Below are 19,273 nucleotides of genomic sequence, written 5' to 3' on the forward strand. Positions count from 1 at the left end.
TCGGGGGGTTCCAAGTGACTGAAGTTAATAATGATGATTCATTTGAAAATATGAATGTCAAAGAAAAAGCAGCAACAATTATTGGACTCACGCTTTTTATTATATTGGTAATCGCATTCGTTTTAGGTATTTTCTTTTTTGGCTTTGCAGGAGTTTTTGAATTACTTGGTATTCACTATCAATCGATCTGGTCATTATTTATTTTTGTTGTTAGTTTCTTTATTTTAGGGTTTGTGGTTGACTTATTTTTTGACGCTATAAGAAAGCTGTCTGTCCAAAATACAAGTGGAAATATGAAAGCATTTTTCATTCAAGTACTTGTTGCATTTGTGGCGAACTGGATCGTCATTGTAACAGTAGATGCATTTATGAAAAGTATTACCCTCTCTTTAGGAACGAAGACCATAGTCGCTTTACTACTAGCTATATTGGAACCTATATTTGACAACAAAAAAGAGCAAAGAAAAAAAGATACTTAGAAATTTGAATGAACTACGCATTTAACAGCAACAATTACGTTCTTCAATCATCGGAGCGCTTTTGCGGAGGAAAGGTTATGCTTCAATCGGGTTATTTAGTTACTATTAAATTCTCTTCTTCCACGAAAGCGGTCAGCTCTGTTTCCTTTCTTTTTTTGAAAAGGTTTTGTATTATACTCTGTTAATTTTTCCTGAATGGCCCGATTCAGCTCCTCTATAGAGAAAAACTGCTGGTTACGGAGGGAAGCAATGATCCAAGTTGAAATATTGCCCACCATACCTTCAGCGCTCGATTTATCCTTCTTTTGGGTGACGAACTCTTGCCGGGATAATTGTCGTGTTATAGTGTTCCGCCATTTCTTGATAAATACGATTTATAATAGGTTCACTCCGTGAGGCTTTCACAACACCAGTTTTCAGATTATCCGGCACAATAATTCTTGTAACCCCACCATAGAACTGGAAGGCATGCACATGCGCTGTAATCCAATTCTCGGTTTCCATGGACAGGAAGGCCTTTACGTATGCATACATGGAAGTGCCGAAACAAACACATAGGCAGGAATGTCTTCACCAGTAATATTGTCTTTTATAGACATTGTTTGTCCCGCCCAGTCTACCTCTAATAATTCACCTGGCTTTCGCTTGATTCGCATGGTGGCCTTTGTTTTGTTGGCATACGCATGATAAAAACGACAAAATTGACGGTAGCTATAAGATATTTCGTTATTAGCCCTGCAACTTAAGCAATATTCATCCCATAAAAGAGAAAGGGTTACCCCGCTTTTCGCCAATTCTTTATGAATATACTCGCAATCTGGCATTCTCCTAAATCCAGAATCCACACTCCTTTCTGGATATAAAAACCTTTGAAGCTCTGCATCCGACATATCTTTTTCAAAGGGCCAAGAAATTCCACAATTCCGCGCCCTTTTTAGGACATCATTTACGGTTGTCCTTGAATTGGAACAACTTGAAGCAATCCCCCTCTGACTTACTCCTTGGGCACGAAGCCTAAGGATTTCACGATATTTAATCACAAAAAAGGCCTCCTATATAATGAATTTGCACATTAGTATGCAAATTCATTATATAGGAGGTGGTTCATTTATGTCCGTAGTGGTCCAAAATCATGTCACAAGTGGTCCAGAAATATGGCAAAGGTGGTATAATTCTATGTCCTTATTCACAGTGGATATAGTCCATTTTAAACAGGAAGGAACCATCATAAGAGTACTGCCGGATAACGCAAAATCACGGGTGGAACGAATTCTAGGATTATTGGGCATGAAGGACGTTGTTTTCACACAGCCCCAAGGCATAAAAACTGTCGAAAAAACAAGCAAATAACGACAGCAAGAAAACTTTTTGCCCATTTCATGTAGAATAAGAAAAGATATTGTCAGCCGTTGCAGAAAAAAGTCGTAAAAACAAATAATAGTTGTTTCTACGACAGTTGCATTATGAAAAAATCCTGTGGGCAATGTGCCTGCGCGGAATCTGGGATTAATATCTATTTCTTGCTATAAACTACATGAGCTTAATCGATGATATCGCTTATTCAAAATGGTATAGTAAGGTTAAAGAATCAGAATTAATAGTTAACAGCAAAGGGGCGATGGAATGGAGATTAGAAATCTGAAAACATTTCAAGTTGTAGCTGAAAAACTAAATGTAACATTGGCTGCAGAAGAATTGAGATATACTCAACCCACAGTCTCTTTACAAATAAAAGCATTAGAACAAGAACTTAATCATAAACTCTTGACCAGAGTTGGAAAAAAGACCTTTTTAACAGCAGCTGGAAAAAAGTTCAAAGTTCATGTTGACAATTTATTAGCATATGTTGATCAAATTGAAAAAGATATGCAAGAACTACATGGACCGGCAGGCATTCTTACAGTAGCAGCTTCTGAATACTATTGCACACGTCATCTTTCACTATTACTGAAAACATATACAGAAATGTATCCAAATGTAAGATTAAATCTCCTCCCATTAAATAGCAGTTATGCTATTCAAAGTGTTAGAAATTATATCGCGGATATTGCAATTATTGCAAGTGAAGATGATGGAAACGATTTCAATAAAAATTTTTTAGAAGAAGAACAGGCTTTGCTAGTTGCTTCAGCCGAAATTAGTAAAGGAAAACAATCGGAGGAGATTTTCGCTAACTATCCATTTATTTCATACAATGATGATTGCAGTTTTAGTGATATCATTAACCAATATTTCAAAGAATGTGGTACTCAACCTCTATCAACTATTGTTTGCGGCGGTAGTGATGAAATAATCAAGCGAATAGTTTTAAACGGCACAGGTTATGCTATTTTAGGTGAAAATGTGATTAAAAAAGAACTAAATGACGGATCGATTATAATTTTGGAAAAAGTATCAGATCCTATAATTACTTCTTCTATTAACTTAAAAATACGTTCTGATGAACCGAATATCCAAACCTTTAATGATTTATTACAAAATACATGGCCTTTGTATTAGTAATTAAATAGAGATCCCTTATAATACAGGGAGTTTATCAAAATCAATGGTTATCAGTAGAGTACAGCTATATTCTAGCTGTACTCTGTAAAAATATGCTTTTTATAATTGTTTGATTATGAATAAAATATATGCTGCGTTGAAATGCGTCTTTTCGAATAACTGAAACAGCTCGATAATAGTAACACTGGCAAATAGAACCGACTAGTATAATTTCTTTCTTTGATGGATTCCAACTATTTTCACTTCTGTTTCAACCATTGTTTTTGGTGTTGATCATAGATTAAATTCGCTTTATATAAAATATTGGTTTCGTCAATAAATTTGTAGCTTATCCCTCAACTTCTAACTCCCTCAAATATTCCGATACCTTCTCCAATCCTCCTTTCAATACTTCTGTACTGCATGCGTATCCTATCCTTACCGTTCCCTCCAAGTCAAAACAGCTACCTGGTGCTAAAAACGCTCCGTTCATTTCATATAACCCTATACAAAAATCAACAGAAGACATGTCATAATCAAAGTGAATCATTGCAGTTGTTCCTGCTTGTGGCTTAACATAACTCATTTTAGGTTCTTGTTGAATCCATTGATCTAGTATTTCAAAATTATCATGTATGATTTTCAAATTTCGGTCCATTATATGTTCGTAATTCTTAATAGCATGAACCGCTAATATATCATCTAACATGCCACAGCTGATTGTTGTATAATCGCGATGTTTTATACATTCCGCTATAACATCTTCTCCTGCAGCTATCCACCCAAGGCGTAACCCTGCTAAAGACAATACTTTTGACATACTGCTTGTACTAATTCCTTTTTCATAAATATCTACAATTGACGGAACATCCGCATCAGGATTCTGTAACAAATTACGATAAACTTCATCGCATAGTACATAAGCATCAACCGATTTTGCAATCTCAACAATTTCTTGAAGCAGATCTCTTTCCATTACCGCACCTGATGGGTTATTTGGATTATTGATTATAATAAGCTTTGTTTTACCACTAACAAGTCCTCTCAGTTCATCTAAATCTGGAAGAAACTTATTTTCAGCTCTTAATTCTAATTTTTTCACATCTGCACCAAAGGATTCTGGTACGTCATATAGTTGCTGATAAGTTGGGTGAACACTTACCACTTCATCTCCTTTTTCTACTAATGAATACAACAAAAGAAAATTCGATCCTATAGCTCCATTCATTGCTAATACATTTTCCGGGTTTACATTATCATATAATCCAGCTACTGCGTTTCTAAATTCCGGAGAGCCTTCAATATGTCCGTAAGTTAATTTCTTATCGGAAAGATTCTCAAAGAATGTTTCGTATGAATCATTATTAAGTTCAATCAACTCTCGTAATGTCAGTGAATCTACACATGTTTCTGCTAAGTTATATACTGCTCCGCCTTCGTATTCATTCATCCATTCTTCAATTTTAAAATGATTGATTTTCATAAATATTCCCCTCACTTTTATATTATTTAACTATGTTTATTATAATATTTTACCGCTTTATTTCTTACAAACTCCTCATTTACATTTAATCCAAACCCAGAACGATCACTAACAATTATTCTACTATCACGATATTCTGTTTCGCCAACATCATCTTTAAACATCAATGGGCCAACCATTTCATTAGAACGAATAATGTACTGTGATAGTGAAAGGTGTGCACCTGCCATTGTTCCAACTGCTGTTTCAACCATTGAACCCACTTGACAGAACAGTCCTAAAGATTCAGCCAGACTTGCTAATTTTAGTGCTGGGTAAATCCCGCCTGTTTTCATCAGCTTAATATTAATAAAGTCGGCACCTCTATATTTGTTCAATTCTATTAAATCAGATATATCATGAATACTTTCATCAGCCATAATTTGAACATGTGTAGCATTTCTAACCTCTGCCATCGCCTTATGGTCCCCAGCTTTTGTCGGCTGCTCATACCATTCAACACGACAATCACGTGTCTGCTCTATCACATATACAGCTTCAGTCACTGTCCAGCCTTGATTAGCATCGACGCGCAATTTGACTTTTTTAGGAAGAACTTGGCTGACCTGACGGATACGCTCAATATCCGTTTCAACGTCTGTTCCCACTTTGATTTTCACATGTCTAATCCCTTTTTTCAAAAGTTCCGCGGCTTCTTTTGCCATTTTTTTCGGCGGCAGGATGCTAATCACATTGGGAATATCTAAATGGCTATGAGTTTTTCCACCAATTAGCCGGTAAACAGGTTGGCTTAAAATATTCCCCACTAAGTCGTACAACGCTAAATCTATAGCTGCTTTTGCTGCTGGCACATGAAAAATTCTTTCATTCATTTTTTGATGAATGAGATTCAGATTAAACGGACTATCATCAATTACAAGAGGAGCTAATTCATGATTAATAATTTCCAGTGTACTTTCCCAAGTCTCTCCTGTAACATAGGGATCTGGAACGGATTCTCCCCAGCCGAAATATCCATCTTCAGTTTCCATTCGAACCAAGATAACTGGCATATCATCAAAATGGTTATAAGAAATGATAAAGGGTTTAATAAGATTCATTGTCAAGCCAAAAATTTCTACTTTTTTAATCTTCATTTTCCACTTCACCAAATTTCTTAATAAATTCTGCTAACCTTTTCATATCAATATTGCCACCAGAAATGAGATTAAGCACCTTTTTCCCTTTCAGATGATCTAATAAGCCTTCTTGAAATGCTGCTACCCCAACAGCTCCTGAACCTTCAATCATATAATGATGTTCATTGGCTAACCAATAGACAGCTTTCGCTACGCTCTCCTCTTCAACTAATACAAATTCATCCACAACCTTCTTCACAAGCTCAAAATTTCCTTGTCCAATTCCACCATGCAAGCCTTCTGCATAAGAATCCTGATATTCTACATCTACAATTTTTCCGGATTTATAGGAATAGTACCAAGGAGGCGAAGCATGTGTCTGTACGCCTATTACCTTTATATTCGGGTTAATTGCTTTTGCAACGAGTGCAGTTCCGCAAATTAATCCCCCTCCGCCAGCTGGAACGACAACTGCATCAAAATCCGGCTCCTTTAAAAATGATTCTAAAGCCGCTGTTCCTTGACCTGCAATAATATCATCATCTTCAAATGCTTCAACAAACAATCGTCCGGATTCTTCTACAAATTGATATGCATATTTCTCAGCTTCATCATATGTTTTTCCTTTAACAATGATTTCCCCGCCCAGTTGGCGGATCCCTTCCAATTTTACTTCAGGTGTTGTTTCAGGAACGACAATTTTAGCTGAAACATTTTTCAATGCAGCCGCATATGCCAGGCCTTGAGCATGGTTTCCAGCTGAGGCAGTTGTTACGCCATTTTTTAATTCTTTTTCAGTTAATACATTCAGTTTATTTAATGCACCTCTAACTTTGAATGATCCAGTCTTTTGAAAGTTTTCTAATTTAAACCATATATTTGCATCTGTTTGTGAAGATAGCTTGGTTGATTCAACTAATGGCGTATGATTTACACGTCCCTTTACTCTTTTATATGCCTTTAATACATCTTGATATGTTACATGAAGTACCATATTCGCTCCTCCCTTTTTTTATCGATAATCTCTAACTATTTGAATAATCAGTTCAATAGCATCTGCCAAAACTTCCTCATCTATTTCAAAACGTGCATGATGGTGAGGGTATTTGCTGTTTTCTCCACCCATTCCCACAAATGTAAAAGCTCCAGGTCGATGAAGTAAATAATGCGAGAAATCTTCTGCACTCATTACAGGAGGAATTTCCTTAAATACATCATCCTTAAACTCCCGTCGAACAATCTGCTCTACTCGTCGACTCTGCTCAACATGATTGATTAATGGTGGTGTTCCCTTTATATATTCCAATGTTCCTTTTGCGTGAAAGGAATGACAAATCCCGCTGATTATTTCACGCATCCGTTTTTCAATATAGTCGACTACCTCTATTGAAAAACCACGTACTGTCCCTTTCATAGTTACTGTATTTGGAATAATATTATACGTTTTTCCCGCTTCTATGCTGCCTATCGATATAACTTTTGTTTGAATGGGGTCTGTATTACGGCTTACGATGGACTGCAATGCTTGAATAACATGTGAACAAATATAAGTTGGATCTACTGTTGCATGTGGCATAGAACCATGACCACCGGACCCTTCAATGGTAATAATAAAATCATCTGAAGATCCCATCATCGGACCATGAGAAAGACCAATTTTACCTTTTTCTAAACCTTGCCATAAGTGAAAACCATAAACTGCATCAACATTCTTAAGGACACCTTTCTCAATAAGATCATTTGCACCACTCGGTTCAATTTCCTCAGACGGCTGAAAAATCAATACAATATTAGGTGAAATCTCTTTTTTGTTTTTAGAAAGCCACTTTGCCGCAGCTAACAACACAGCTATATGGCCATCGTGTCCACAAGCATGTGAAACGCCTTCATTTTGCGATTGGTATATTTTCTCTCCTTCTTCTTGTACTGGCAGCGCATCCATGTCTGCCCGCAATGCAATTGTCTCCTCGTCCTGTGTCCCTTTTATATAACCAATCACTCGCGGAAGAGAATAATCCATCAATTCAATATTCAATGATTCTAAACGCTGTTTGACATACTTTGCTGTTTCATATTCTTGCCACGACAATTCTGGATATTGGTGTAAATATCTGCGGTCTTCAATTGCCTCTGCAGTAAGTTTGGCCATAATGGATAGATTCATAATTTTCCTCTTTTCCTGAAAGAATTTTATACGACTGTCCAATATTAAATAATCTATTAAAACAGGAATAAATGAGCAATGGTTACGAATACAGCACCTAATGTATAATGAATTAACAATAATGGCCATATCCAACGCACCCACTTTGTCCAAGCGATGCCTGCTGCAGCTAATCCTGCCATAAAGTACCCGGAGGTTGGTGTAAAAATATTAGAAATACCGTCACCAAATTGAAAAGCTAAAACGGCTGTTTGGCGATCAACACCAACTAAGTCTGCCAACGGTGTCATAATAGGCATTGTCAAAGCAGCTTGTCCACTTCCAGATGGAACAATAAAATTTATCAAAGACTGGGAAATATACATCCCTATTGCTGTTAAACTGCCGGGAAGACCACTGACCGCGTTGGAAATTGCATATAAAATAGTATCTATAATCATACCATCTTCTAAAACAGCTAAAATACCATAAGCGAATCCAACTACGAGAGCGCCAAGTACTAATACTTCACACCCTTTAACAAAACTCTCTGCGATTTCATTTACACGCATTTTAGCTACTATCCCCATAATGATACCCATTAAAAGAAATAAACCGGCAATTTCTTTAATAAACCATCCATACTGCATAACACCAAACGCTAATGTGAAAATAGTCAATATTAAAGTTCCAATAATAATCATCTGTCTTTTGGTCAAATCTTTTCTTTCCACTTGTTTGATGCTCGCTTTTTTCTTCTTATCTTCTTCATACATTAAACTTTTTGTCGGGTCTTTTTTGATTTTACGTGCATATAACATGACATAAGTAATCGTCACACTAACAAAAATAAACCAGAAAATGATTCTTGGCACAAACCCTGAATAGATTGGTAACTCTGCAATGCTTTGGGCTACTCCTACTGTAAATGGATTCATAAAAGCAGCGGAAAATCCAGCGGAGGCGCCACCAAGCACAATAGCTGCACCAACAATAGAGTCATACCCTAATAACAACGCAAGCGGAGTTATTATCATTATATACGGAATGGTTTCCTCTGCCATTCCAAAAATTGCTCCTCCTAGTGCAAAGAACACCATTAAAACGGGAATCAGATAAATATCTTTCCCATTCATTTTTTGAGTAATCGATGTTACCGCATTATCCAATGCTCCGGTTGCTCGAAAAATACCAAATGCTCCTCCTATAATAAAGATAAAAAAAATAATCTCCGCACCATTTACCATACCTTGATGAACAGATTGAAATATGTCTAAAAAACCAACTGGTTCAGACTCGATACCTTTGTAAGATCCATCTACAACCACAGCTCTTCCGTCAATTTCTGTACGATCGTATTCCCCTGCAGGAATAAAATATGTCGAAATAGCAGCAATTACAATTAAAGAGAAAATAATGACATAAACATGCGGAACTTTAAATTTACCATGTTTACGTGAATCATCGTAGTTCTCATTAAGTTCTGACATATAATTTTCTCCTCCCTTTAGAGTGAAACCAATATCAAATAAATCACTTTTTCTACAGATTGCAGAATAATTCTCAGTAATTCTGCCATTTCTGTTCTTTTTTGCAATATTTCTTTAAATCTTAAGTAATCATCCTTTCAACCACAATTTTATTTCTATAAAATCACTATTATATACATGACAACACTATATCTAACATTTTATTAAATGTTTATAAATCTATTTTTTAAACCTCCGGTTGAGATTATTACCAGCTAAATACCTGTATGTTTAACATGTATTAATAACTTAAACTAATTCGATTATATTTTAAAAAATTCTGGTTCACGATTTCTGTATACTGCATAATATTTTAAACCCATACTCTTTAATTTTTCACTTATTTCATTGAAGCCTTCACCTATTCTATCTGGAGTATGTGCATCAGAACCAAAAGTTACAATTTCTCCACCTAATTCAAAATATCTTTTAAAAATATCTAAATGTGGATTAATCATATTCTTAGTAACAAACTTAGATGTGTTGCATTCAAGTCCTCTTCCTGAACTAATAACCTCTTTTAAAATTTCATCAAGTACATCCGCAAATTTTAAATATGAAAAATATTCTACAGCTCCGGGACAGTATCTTAATACAAAGTCCATATGTCCTACAACATCACAATTCTTAAAACCCTTTAGATTAATCAGTTCCTGTTCAAAATAACTCTCACAAGCCTCCTGAATTGATACAGATTCATAATGCTTTTTATCCTCAGCATCTAATTCATTAAATCGATGTGTCGAACCAATAATAAAATCAAAAGGATATTCGGAAGCATACTGATTAAGCATTTCTACCAAATGCGGTTGTATTCCTAATTCAATACCCAATAGAACTTCTATTTTATCTTTATATAATTCTTTGTAATTAAGAATTTCATTAACGTATGGTTTCGTTTCGCCCGTATCATTAAGTAAAAACGTAAAATAATCTGGCGGAAAAGGTGTTGCGTCATAGTCTTGATGGTCTGTAATACATATACTTCTCATGCCTTTACTAATCGCAGTTTCAATATTGTCTTTTAAGGGTGTATTTGAATCACTTGACCAATACGTATGGTTATGCATGTCGACAATCATTATGATACCTCCATTAATTTACTTTACTTTTGAAATCCTGATCATCTATTTTATTTTCTAAAATATGTTTATTTGTTTTGTTTTCCAAAGGTTTTATACTAATGCCTGTAAATGCGTAAAGGTATGCTATTATCCAAATAAAATAACTCATAAAAGCATACGGTAAATAGGATATAATAGGAACTCCAAATACAGCTGGATAGTATACACCAGAACCTGACCATGGTACAAAACCAGCAAAACCAGTCCCAAAGTCCTCCATAGTTCTAGATAAATTCAAAGTTGAGTATCCCATCTTTTTGAACTTATCAGAATACATTTCACCAGTAAGTATTAATGCTAAAGTCGAACTTCCACCTACCGCCACTAAAAAGACTACTGAAATTGAGGTCGCAAATATCAAACCAAATCTTGTCTTTATAGACTCAAATAACTTCCCTAACAAAACTTCTAAAGCACCTATTTGTTCCATAACTCCGGCAAAGTAAAAACAAATATAAATCACGATAAATGCTTGCAACATAGAAGCTAGTCCGCCTCTATTCAATAATTCAGTTGCTCCAGCGCCCGCATCAGAGGCTATAAATGCGGGGTTTGCACTTTCAATCATACTTAAATCAAATCCATCATAAAGAGCAATAACCCCATCTACCAACGCATATCCCTGATAGAAAATACCAATTAATATTGCTACAATGGATGATAAAACCATCATTACAGTAGACGGTTTTTTTCTTATAGCACCGTAAATCACAATAAATAACGGGATTAAAACAACAATATTCCAGTCATAAGCTGTATTTAATGTGTCTAATAGATGTAATGTTTCATCAGGTAATCCGTGGCCGGTTGCACTAGCATTTATCCCCATAACAATGTATATAATTAAACCTAATATTGCAGCTGGAATAACGGTTTTAGTCATGTGCTTAATATGATCGAAAATATCATTTTTTGTGGATAATGCTGCTAAAATCGTTGTATCAGATAATGGTGATAACTTATCTCCAAATATTGCTCCCGTATAACATGCACCTGCTACTGCTGCAACATTTACATTTGGCATCCCCATAGCAATACCCATCATAGTAATTCCTGCTGTAGCAGCTGAACCCCAAGCAGTACCTGTGCTCATAGAAAAAACTGCACATAATATGAACGCAGAAGCTAAAATCCATTGTTCACTTACTAATTGTACTCCATAATAAATAAACATAGGAATCGTTCCAGAAAACATCCATGAACCAAGTAAAAATCCAACTGCTATTAAAATTGACATAGCGGGAATTGCTGATTTAATTTTACCTGCAGTATATTCCTCCATTTCTTTCCATGTATACCCACATCTCCAACCTATAAATATTAAATAAGCAACTGCTATGGCAATTAATGCAGGCGCTGGTAAATCTGCTAATGTCCCAAAAAAGAAAATAACTAACAACACAATCACTGATGACAGCGCTTCCATTAATGAGGGTTTTCTTTTTATTTTTTCTTTCATAATAGATTCCACCTTGTGTAAAAGTAGTTTCTTATTCCTATTTAATTATTTGCATTGATTATACTCATTTCTAACTCATATTCCGATATCGCGTCATCAATTATAGAAATACCTTGTTCCAAATGTTTTTTATCTATCGTTAGTGGTGGCATCATTCGTATTACCTCGCCTTTATTTCCACTTAGGTAGAGGATTACTCCTTTATCAAGACATTTTTTAAGTATCTTCATTAATCCTTCTCCATTTGGTTCACCAGTCACTGGATGAATAATTTCAACCCCTAACATCAATCCAATCCCTCGTACATTACCAATCACTGGGTGATTTTCTTTCAGTTTTTCTAACTTTTCCAATGCATAAGCCCCTAAAATTCTAGAATTTTTAATTAGATTTTCATCTTTTAATACATCAATAGTTACACATGCAGCTGCACATGCAACTGGATTTCCTCCAAAAGTTGTACTATGACTCCCAATTGTCCATTGCTCCATCAGCTTTTTAGAAGCCACTGTAGCACTCAACGGTAGCCCACTGGCTATTCCTTTTGCGATTGCCATAATATCTGGAATTACTCCAAATCTATTTGCCGCAAACCAGTCACCGGTCCTTCCAAAACCTGTTTGAATTTCATCAAATATCAATAAAATATCATGCTTATTGCAAATTCCACGAATTTTCTTTAACCAGGCTTGCGGAGGAATAACATACCCTCCTTCACCCAATACTGGCTCTAAAATAACTGCCGCAACTTCTTCCGGGTCAACTTGATGACTAAATAACCGATTAAAATCTTTTTCAACATGTTCGGACCAATAAACTTCTGGGTCTTCTCCTGCAGGGGTCTCTGTAATCTGTGCGTAAGGCAATTGATACGACATATTACCGCCAACAGGTAAATTTCTTCTATACTTACTTTTGGAAGAAGTCAGGCTCAACGCCCCCATTGTTCTTCCATGAAACCCTCCTAAGAATGAAACAACATAGGGCCTTTTCGTCACATGTCTAGCTAACTTAACAGCTCCTTCAACGGCTTCAGAACCACTATTACCAAAGAAGAAACAATCTAACGAATCTGGTAAAATAGTTTTTAACTTTTTTGCTAATTGAAGAATAGATTCATAATTAATAATACCAATTGGACCATGGAGTAAATGATCCACCTGGTTTTTAATAGCTGCAACAACCTTTGGATGTCTATGCCCCGTATTTTCTGTTGCAATTCCAGAAGTGAAATCCAAATATTTACGCCCATCTATACCGATATAATAAAACCCTTCAGAGCTTTTAACGGGAAGATTGGGAAAATCTTTAGCCATTGTTGGTGCTAACAGTCCCTCTTCATCTATTGTTTTCCAATCAATCATTAATCACATCTCCCATTTTCAAAGATTTTAAATATTTGATTTGATTTTTCCATAGAGTTACTATTCAGTCAAACTCAATCTATAAAATATTTTTATAGTAAAAAAGAATGGATTTGGTAAAGGTTATTTCGTATATTTCACTAATAATTTTATAATAATACAAAAATTAATTAAATAATCTATTTTAATCTTCGTAAAGGATAGAGGGTTACATACTTTCAAGGAATTTTCTATTTCGCGAACGCATAGTTTAATAAACTATTCCTGTATATTTATAAACAATTTTTGTTAAGTTGATACAAATAGTCCAAATGATTAAAATGTTCTTATATTTAGTTGGGAGGTAATTATATTAGGACAATCAAAGAGAGGAGTAAACATGGCCCCGGATACAATTCGATATGCAGGGATAACAGATCGGTTAAAAAAATCGGTCATTCTGTGAACGACCTTGGGAACATTGATATTGCTCAAACAGGTGTGGAGGATAATCCGTCCACTAACTTGAAAAACTTAGATGCAATCAGAAAGACTAATTTAAAATTACAAGAACAGGTAGATGAAATTATCAAAAAAGATGAGTTTCCGCTCATTTTAGGAGATCATAGTATTGCAATCGGAACAATGGCAGGAGTAACTCAGAATTATTCCTTGGTGTTATCTGGTATGATGCACACGGAGATTTGAATGTACCTGATACTTCTCCATCTGGGAATATTCATGGTATGACACACGCAGCTATTTTAGGGTATGGACATCCTTCTCTCACCAATATTGGTGGCAGTATCCCTAAGATAAAACCTAAAAATGTAGTTATCATTGGTGCTCGTGACCTTGATGATGGTGAAAAAGAATTTATTCAGGAAATTGGAATAAAGGTTTATACAATGCACGAAATTGATAAATTAGGAATGACTCAGGTTATACAAGAAACTATTGATTATCTTAAAGAAACAGATGGTGTACATTTATCATTGGATTTGGATGGATTAGATCCCGTTGATTGTCCTGGTGTTAGAACTCCAGTATTAGGCGGCATTAGCTATCGTGAGAGTCACCTAGCAATGGAATGTTAGAAGATGCTAAAATAATTACTTCAGCTGAATTCGTTGAAGTAAATCCAATTCTTGATGAAAGAAATAAAACAGCTACTGTAGCTGTAGCACTTATCGGTTCTTTATTTGGTGAAAAATTGTTAGAGCCCTCCTATACAAATCGACGTATAAATAGTGAAACATTGTAATTAATTCTATAGATAAACACCATTACAATAAAAACTATCAATTGATGTATTAAATTTTTTTATGGAGTAATTAAATAATCGGTGCCTCTTTGATTGATTTTTTAATGACAGACAAGAATTAATCTAATAGTTTGATAAAAATAAAAACGGTCATTTGCATTTCATAAGTGACCGTTTTTATTTTTATTGTTTTTACTGGACAGTGAAGAGTTCTAACAAGAAAATGCAGGAAAATAACCCTTTCTGGCGAATATATCTAATAGCCTAACTTACCGGAAAAGATCATCCAGTTATATGGACATCGCTTCAAAATCGAATCTACTTTCCGAGAAATGAAACAGGTCATCAATGGTTTCGGTTATCATTTCTGGAGTAAATTGATGTCAAAGCTGAACCGTTATTTAAAAAAGGACAAAGCGCATCCGTTAGAGCAGATTACGGACGCAAAAGATAAAGAAAACATCCAGTTGGCCATCAAAGCCATCGAAGGATACGTGATGTGCAGCTGTATCGCCATGGGGCTGTTACAGCTGATTTCGATTCGTTATTCCCATCGTGTCCCTGGTCTGCTCTTTCTTTACTTGCGGACACCCTCCAAAGCAGTCATCTCCGAAGCTACGGTGAAGGCTTATTTGCAGCGGTCTATTTTTTACCTGTTTGCCCAAAATCCGCATTTATCCATACGCAAATAATTCAATGTAAGCAGGAAACACCTGATTTTGAGGACGATTCACTGGCTTCTTAGTGTTCAGAACTTTTTACTGTCCAGTAGTTTAGCTTAGGTATCTTTAATTTCCCTTAAGCAAAACATAAAGAAATCTAAAGAAAATTAAACCAGCATGAAGCCTACTCCCCAAATTGTTTTTATATACTCATCAGAAGTGATTTCAGCAATTTTTTTGCGAAGATTGGAGACATGAACACTAATGGTATTGTCATCGCCTAAGTAGGTCCCTTTCCAGATTCTTTCATAAATCTCCTTTTTGGAAAAAGCATGCTCCGGATGATTTACCAATAAGGACAGAATATCAAATTCTGCATTCGTTAATTGCAACTCGTTGTTTTCTAAAGATACAGATAGTTTCCCCGGGTTAATGTTCAGTCCACGTCATACTTTCTCCGCCGTTCGCGATGAATTAGCAATTGATTTACGTAATTGAACTTCAACTCTAGCCAACAACCTCTTCTTGATTAAAGGGCTTGGTTATATAATCGTCTGCCCCCATTTTCAATACTTGTACTTTATCTTCTATATCAATCTTGGCTGAAATTACAATAATTGGAATGTAACTCTCTTTCCTGACATGGTTTATTAATTCTTCCCCGCTTACTCCTGGTAACATCAAGTCCAATATAATTAAATCGTATGTATTATTTTGCAACTGTAACAGCCCTTCTGTACCAGAATAAGCCAGAACCGAAACCATGCCTGATTTTGTTAAAATTACACTTAGTAGCCTACCAATTTCTTGATCGTCTTCAACTATTAAAATCCTTTTACCCTCATTCATAGTCGTCACCTGTCTTTGAAAAACTATTACTGTTGATTATAACCAATTATAGCGTGTTTTTGTTTTTTAATCCGTAATACTAGAATCGGAGCATGAATGCGTGGCATGTTAAAAATGAACAAGAAATTATTTTGATTCTTTTTCACGGTACGGATAAAACATAAACCCACTCAAACCCGAATTCTATGTCAACGGCGGTCTTAGTTTGAAAAAATCTTTCATCAAACAGCCAACTAAAAACCATCACTTTACACTAATTTTCACCCTTATTTTTTGCTATAATAGATGAATGGATTACGATAATGGAGGATTAAATCATTGTATAATGAAATGAAGGAATGGAAGCACATATTTAAATTGGATCCGGCGAAGGAAATTTCCAATGAAAACTTGGAGAAAATATGTGAATCAGGAACAGATGCCATCATGGTTGGCGGAACCGATCATGTTACATTGGATGGTGTGCTGGATTTATTATCACGCATACGCCGTTATACGGTTCCTTGTCTATTGGAGATTTCCAATATGGAGGCTATTACACCTGGATTTGATTATTATTTTATTCCGATGGTATTCAATGCAACGGATAAGAAGTGGATGATGGATATCCAACATCAGGCCATTAAACAATATAAAGACATCATGGATTGGAATGAAATTTTCGTTGAGGGATATTGCATCTTAAACGAACAGGCAAAAGCATTCAGCAAAACCAGTTGCGAATTGCCTGATACAGATGATGTAATTGCCTATGCTTATATGGCTGAGCATGTCTTTCATTTACCAATCTTTTATATGGAATATAGTGGCACATACGGAGACCCTGAGCTCGTCAAACAGGTGAAAAATGAGTTGAACGAGACAATGCTATTTTATGGTGGTGGCATTGAAACCAAAGAACAGGCTGCAAAAATGCATGAACATGCTGATGTGGTAATCGTCGGAAATAGTATATATACAAACTTGAAACAAGCGCTAAAGACAGTAAAAGCAGTGAAAAATTAAATTGCGTGTTCAAAAACGGGCGGTAATTAGTAGGAGATTCTTTATCTTGAAGTTTCATTTTAACCGGTGTTTTTGAACAACCTCTTAAAGGTGGTGTTAGTGTGAGTCAAACCACAGATGACTTACTAAACGGATTAAATAAAGAGCAGCGTGCGGCTGTTAAGCATACGGATGGACCATTATTGATTATGGCTGGGGCAGGCAGTGGCAAAACCCGTGTGTTAACCCATCGGATTGCTTATTTATTGCATGAAAAAGATGTTGCGCCACGAAATGTACTGGCGATCACTTTTACCAATAAAGCTGCCAGGGAAATGAAGGAACGTGTCCGTAAGCTGGTTGGAGCAGGAAGTGAACAAATTTGGGTATCTACCTTCCACTCCATGTGTGTGCGGATTTTACGCCGTGATATTGACCGGATTGGTTATAATCGCAACTTTACAATTCTGGACAGTAGTGATCAGCTATCCGTTATCAAGCAGATCCTAAAGAATTTGAACATCGATCCGAAAAAATTTGATCCGCGGGCAATGCTGGGACAAATTAGTTCCGCGAAAAATGAACTGGTTACACCGGAAGCATACAGTAATAAGGTTGGCAACTTTTATGAACGGCAGGTAGCAAAAATTTATCAAGCTTATCAAAAGATATTGCAAAAAAATCAGTCCCTTGACTTTGATGATTTAATTATGCAAACGATCCACTTATTTAAACGGGTTCCGGAAGTCCTTGAATACTATCAACGGAGGTTTCAGTATATCCATGTCGATGAGTATCAGGATACCAACCATGCCCAATACTATTTAGTGAAACAATTGGCCAATCGGTTCCAGAATCTATGTGTTGTCGGTGATTCGGATCAATCCATTTATGCATGGCGCGGTGCAGATATTCAAAACATCCTGTCATTTGAACAAGATTATCCCACTGCACGAACGATTTACCTGGAACAAAATTACCGATCGACCAAATCGATTTTGGATGCAGCCAACCAGGTCATTCGCAATAATCCCGGCCGTAAACCGAAAAATTTGTGGACCGAAAATGATGAAGGCAAACAGATCAAATATTACCAAGGGGCTACGGAACAGGAAGAGGCTTTGTTTGTGACCGATAAGATCCAGGAACTTACAAATGAACAAGGCTACTCACCAAGCGATATCGCTATTTTATATCGGACGAACGCCCAATCGCGAGCCATTGAGGCAACCTTGATGAAGTCAACGATTCCTTATCAAATGGTCGGCGGTCAAAAATTCTATGAGCGAAAAGAAATTAAAGATTTGACTGCATATTTGCGACTAATTACGAATCCGGATGATGATATCAGCTTTGAACGGGTCGTCAATGTTCCAAAGCGGGGCATCGGCAAAACATCCATCGATCGCCTGCGTGACTATGCAACAGAACATGATTTATCCTTTTACGAAGCGGTAAAAGACATTGCTTTGACTGGTGTGTCCAAGAAAGCGGCAAAAGCAATGGAGGAATTTACGACATTGATCCGTACATTATCACAACAACAGGAATTTCTAACTGCAACCGATATGGTAGAGGCTGTGTTGGAACGGACAGGCTATGAAACCATGTTAAAAAACGAAAACACCCTTGAGTCACAAAGCCGCCTGGAAAACTTGGAAGAATTCATGACGGTAACGAAGGACTTTGAAGCAAGCAGTGAAGATAAGACACTTGTCGCCTTTTTGACAGATCTTGCTTTAATCGCTGATATTGACCGGGTTGACGATGATGACGCTGACCAGGAAGAAAAAATCACCCTTATGACATTACATGCAGCGAAAGGATTGGAATTTCCGGTTGTCTTTTTAATTGGTATGGAAGAAAATGTCTTTCCGCATAGCCGTTCTCTGTTCGATGATAATGAAATGGAAGAGGAGCGTCGTCTTGCCTATGTGGGTATTACCCGCGCGGAAAAAGAACTGTATTTAACGCACGCAAAAATGCGCACATTATATGGCAGAACCAATATGAATCCAATCAGCCGGTTTATCAATGAAATCCCGGAAGAACTAATTGACGGAATGGAAGAGGTCCATCAAACCATGTTTGGCAGTATTGCAAAACAGGAAAAAGCGGCTGTTAGTCAACCATTGAAACGGAAGGCTCAAAAAATGCAAGAGACTACTGGTGCACAAAGTCAAACGTGGAAGCCTGGTGACAAAGCAATGCACAAAAAATGGGGTGTCGGTACGGTCGTCAAGGTAGAAGGAGAAGGTGATTCCATGGAACTGGATATTGCGTTTCCAGCACCAACAGGAATCAAACGATTATTAGCAAAATTTGCACCCATTACGAAGCAGTAGAAAGGTGTTT

General features: G+C 36.3%; 18 protein-coding genes and 1 pseudogene. 7 read left to right on the top strand and 12 right to left on the bottom strand.

Annotated elements, in window-relative coordinates; translation table 11 throughout:
* Positions 1-14: 14 nt before the first annotated feature.
* On the top strand, positions 15-479 hold the full coding sequence (locus O2S85_RS04125; protein WP_269411449.1) for a regulatory YrvL family protein: 465 nt from the start codon (positions 15-17) through the stop codon (positions 477-479).
* Positions 480-773: 294 nt separating this feature from the next.
* On the opposite strand, the gene O2S85_RS04130 is transcribed toward O2S85_RS04125, so the two are convergent.
* Positions 774-1,013 carry a hypothetical protein gene (locus tag O2S85_RS04130; protein ID WP_269411450.1) on the bottom strand — a complete coding sequence of 80 codons (240 nt, stop codon included), beginning with the start codon at positions 1,011-1,013 and terminating at the stop codon, positions 774-776.
* Positions 998-1,519 (bottom strand): hypothetical protein, encoded by a 522-nt coding sequence (locus O2S85_RS04135; RefSeq protein WP_269411451.1) that lies wholly within the window; start codon positions 1,517-1,519, stop codon positions 998-1,000. The genes O2S85_RS04130 and O2S85_RS04135 overlap by 16 nt, the downstream gene beginning before the upstream one ends.
* 70 nt (positions 1,520-1,589) lie before the next feature.
* On the opposite strand from O2S85_RS04135, the gene O2S85_RS04140 reads away from it, so the two are divergent.
* Positions 1,590-1,829, top strand: coding sequence for a hypothetical protein (locus O2S85_RS04140; protein ID WP_269411452.1), 240 nt, complete (start codon positions 1,590-1,592; stop codon positions 1,827-1,829).
* 273 nt (positions 1,830-2,102) lie between these two features.
* Positions 2,103-2,978, top strand: a complete 876-nt coding sequence (locus tag O2S85_RS04145; protein ID WP_269411453.1) for a LysR family transcriptional regulator — start codon at positions 2,103-2,105, stop codon at positions 2,976-2,978.
* 331 nt (positions 2,979-3,309) lie between these two features.
* Here O2S85_RS04145 and O2S85_RS04150 read toward each other — a convergent pair whose 3' ends face one another.
* The 8 genes from O2S85_RS04150 to O2S85_RS04185 all read right to left on the bottom strand — a co-directional run bounded on the left by O2S85_RS04150 (position 3,310) and on the right by O2S85_RS04185 (position 13,180).
* Positions 3,310-4,443 (bottom strand): aminotransferase, encoded by a 1,134-nt coding sequence (locus tag O2S85_RS04150; protein ID WP_269411454.1) that lies wholly within the window; start codon positions 4,441-4,443, stop codon positions 3,310-3,312.
* 26 nt (positions 4,444-4,469) lie between these two features.
* Positions 4,470-5,579, bottom strand: coding sequence for a mandelate racemase/muconate lactonizing enzyme family protein (locus O2S85_RS04155; protein ID WP_269411455.1), 1,110 nt, complete (start codon positions 5,577-5,579; stop codon positions 4,470-4,472).
* Complete coding sequence (locus O2S85_RS04160; protein WP_269411456.1) at positions 5,569-6,555, bottom strand: threonine ammonia-lyase; 987 nt, start codon at positions 6,553-6,555, stop codon at positions 5,569-5,571. The genes O2S85_RS04155 and O2S85_RS04160 overlap by 11 nt, the downstream gene beginning before the upstream one ends.
* 18 nt (positions 6,556-6,573) lie before the next feature.
* Positions 6,574-7,725 (bottom strand): M20 metallopeptidase family protein, encoded by a 1,152-nt coding sequence (locus O2S85_RS04165; RefSeq protein WP_269411457.1) that lies wholly within the window; start codon positions 7,723-7,725, stop codon positions 6,574-6,576.
* A gap of 56 nt (positions 7,726-7,781) precedes the next feature.
* Entirely contained in the window at positions 7,782-9,194 is a 1,413-nt protein-coding gene (locus tag O2S85_RS04170) for a YfcC family protein (protein ID WP_269411458.1), read from the bottom strand.
* 302 nt (positions 9,195-9,496) lie between these two features.
* Entirely contained in the window at positions 9,497-10,315 is an 819-nt protein-coding gene (locus tag O2S85_RS04175) for a histidinol-phosphatase HisJ family protein (RefSeq protein WP_269411459.1), read from the bottom strand.
* Between the two features lie 13 nt (positions 10,316-10,328).
* Positions 10,329-11,816: a Na+/H+ antiporter NhaC gene (gene nhaC / locus O2S85_RS04180; protein WP_269411460.1), complete on the bottom strand. Its 1,488-nt coding sequence runs from the start codon at positions 11,814-11,816 to the stop codon at positions 10,329-10,331.
* Between the two features lie 41 nt (positions 11,817-11,857).
* Positions 11,858-13,180 carry an aspartate aminotransferase family protein gene (locus tag O2S85_RS04185; protein WP_269411461.1) on the bottom strand — a complete coding sequence of 441 codons (1,323 nt, stop codon included), beginning with the start codon at positions 13,178-13,180 and terminating at the stop codon, positions 11,858-11,860.
* 379 nt (positions 13,181-13,559) lie between these two features.
* Between O2S85_RS04185 and rocF the strand changes: the two are divergent.
* Both rocF and O2S85_RS04195 read left to right on the top strand, forming a co-directional pair.
* Positions 13,560-14,423, top strand: a pseudogene (rocF, locus tag O2S85_RS04190) (arginase).
* Between the two features lie 380 nt (positions 14,424-14,803).
* Positions 14,804-15,115: a hypothetical protein gene (locus O2S85_RS04195; protein ID WP_269411462.1), complete on the top strand. Its 312-nt coding sequence runs from the start codon at positions 14,804-14,806 to the stop codon at positions 15,113-15,115.
* 137 nt (positions 15,116-15,252) lie between these two features.
* On the opposite strand, the gene O2S85_RS18740 is transcribed toward O2S85_RS04195, so the two are convergent.
* Positions 15,253-15,477, bottom strand: coding sequence for a winged helix-turn-helix domain-containing protein (locus O2S85_RS18740; protein ID WP_367746858.1), 225 nt, complete (start codon positions 15,475-15,477; stop codon positions 15,253-15,255).
* Between the two features lie 115 nt (positions 15,478-15,592).
* A complete protein-coding gene (locus tag O2S85_RS18745) occupies positions 15,593-15,934 on the bottom strand; it encodes a response regulator transcription factor (protein ID WP_367746857.1) in 342 nt (113 codons plus the stop codon).
* Between the two features lie 330 nt (positions 15,935-16,264).
* Between O2S85_RS18745 and pcrB the strand changes: the two genes are divergently transcribed.
* On the top strand, positions 16,265-16,939 hold the full coding sequence (gene pcrB / locus O2S85_RS04205; RefSeq protein WP_269412468.1) for a heptaprenylglyceryl phosphate synthase: 675 nt from the start codon (positions 16,265-16,267) through the stop codon (positions 16,937-16,939).
* Positions 16,940-17,040: 101 nt separating this feature from the next.
* Positions 17,041-19,263, top strand: a complete 2,223-nt coding sequence (pcrA, locus tag O2S85_RS04210) for a DNA helicase PcrA (protein ID WP_269411463.1) — start codon at positions 17,041-17,043, stop codon at positions 19,261-19,263.
* Positions 19,264-19,273: the final 10 nt, after the last annotated feature.

The sequence above is a fragment of the Lentibacillus daqui genome (assembly GCF_027186265.1).
Classification (GTDB): domain Bacteria; phylum Bacillota; class Bacilli; order Bacillales; family Amphibacillaceae; genus Lentibacillus_C; species Lentibacillus_C daqui.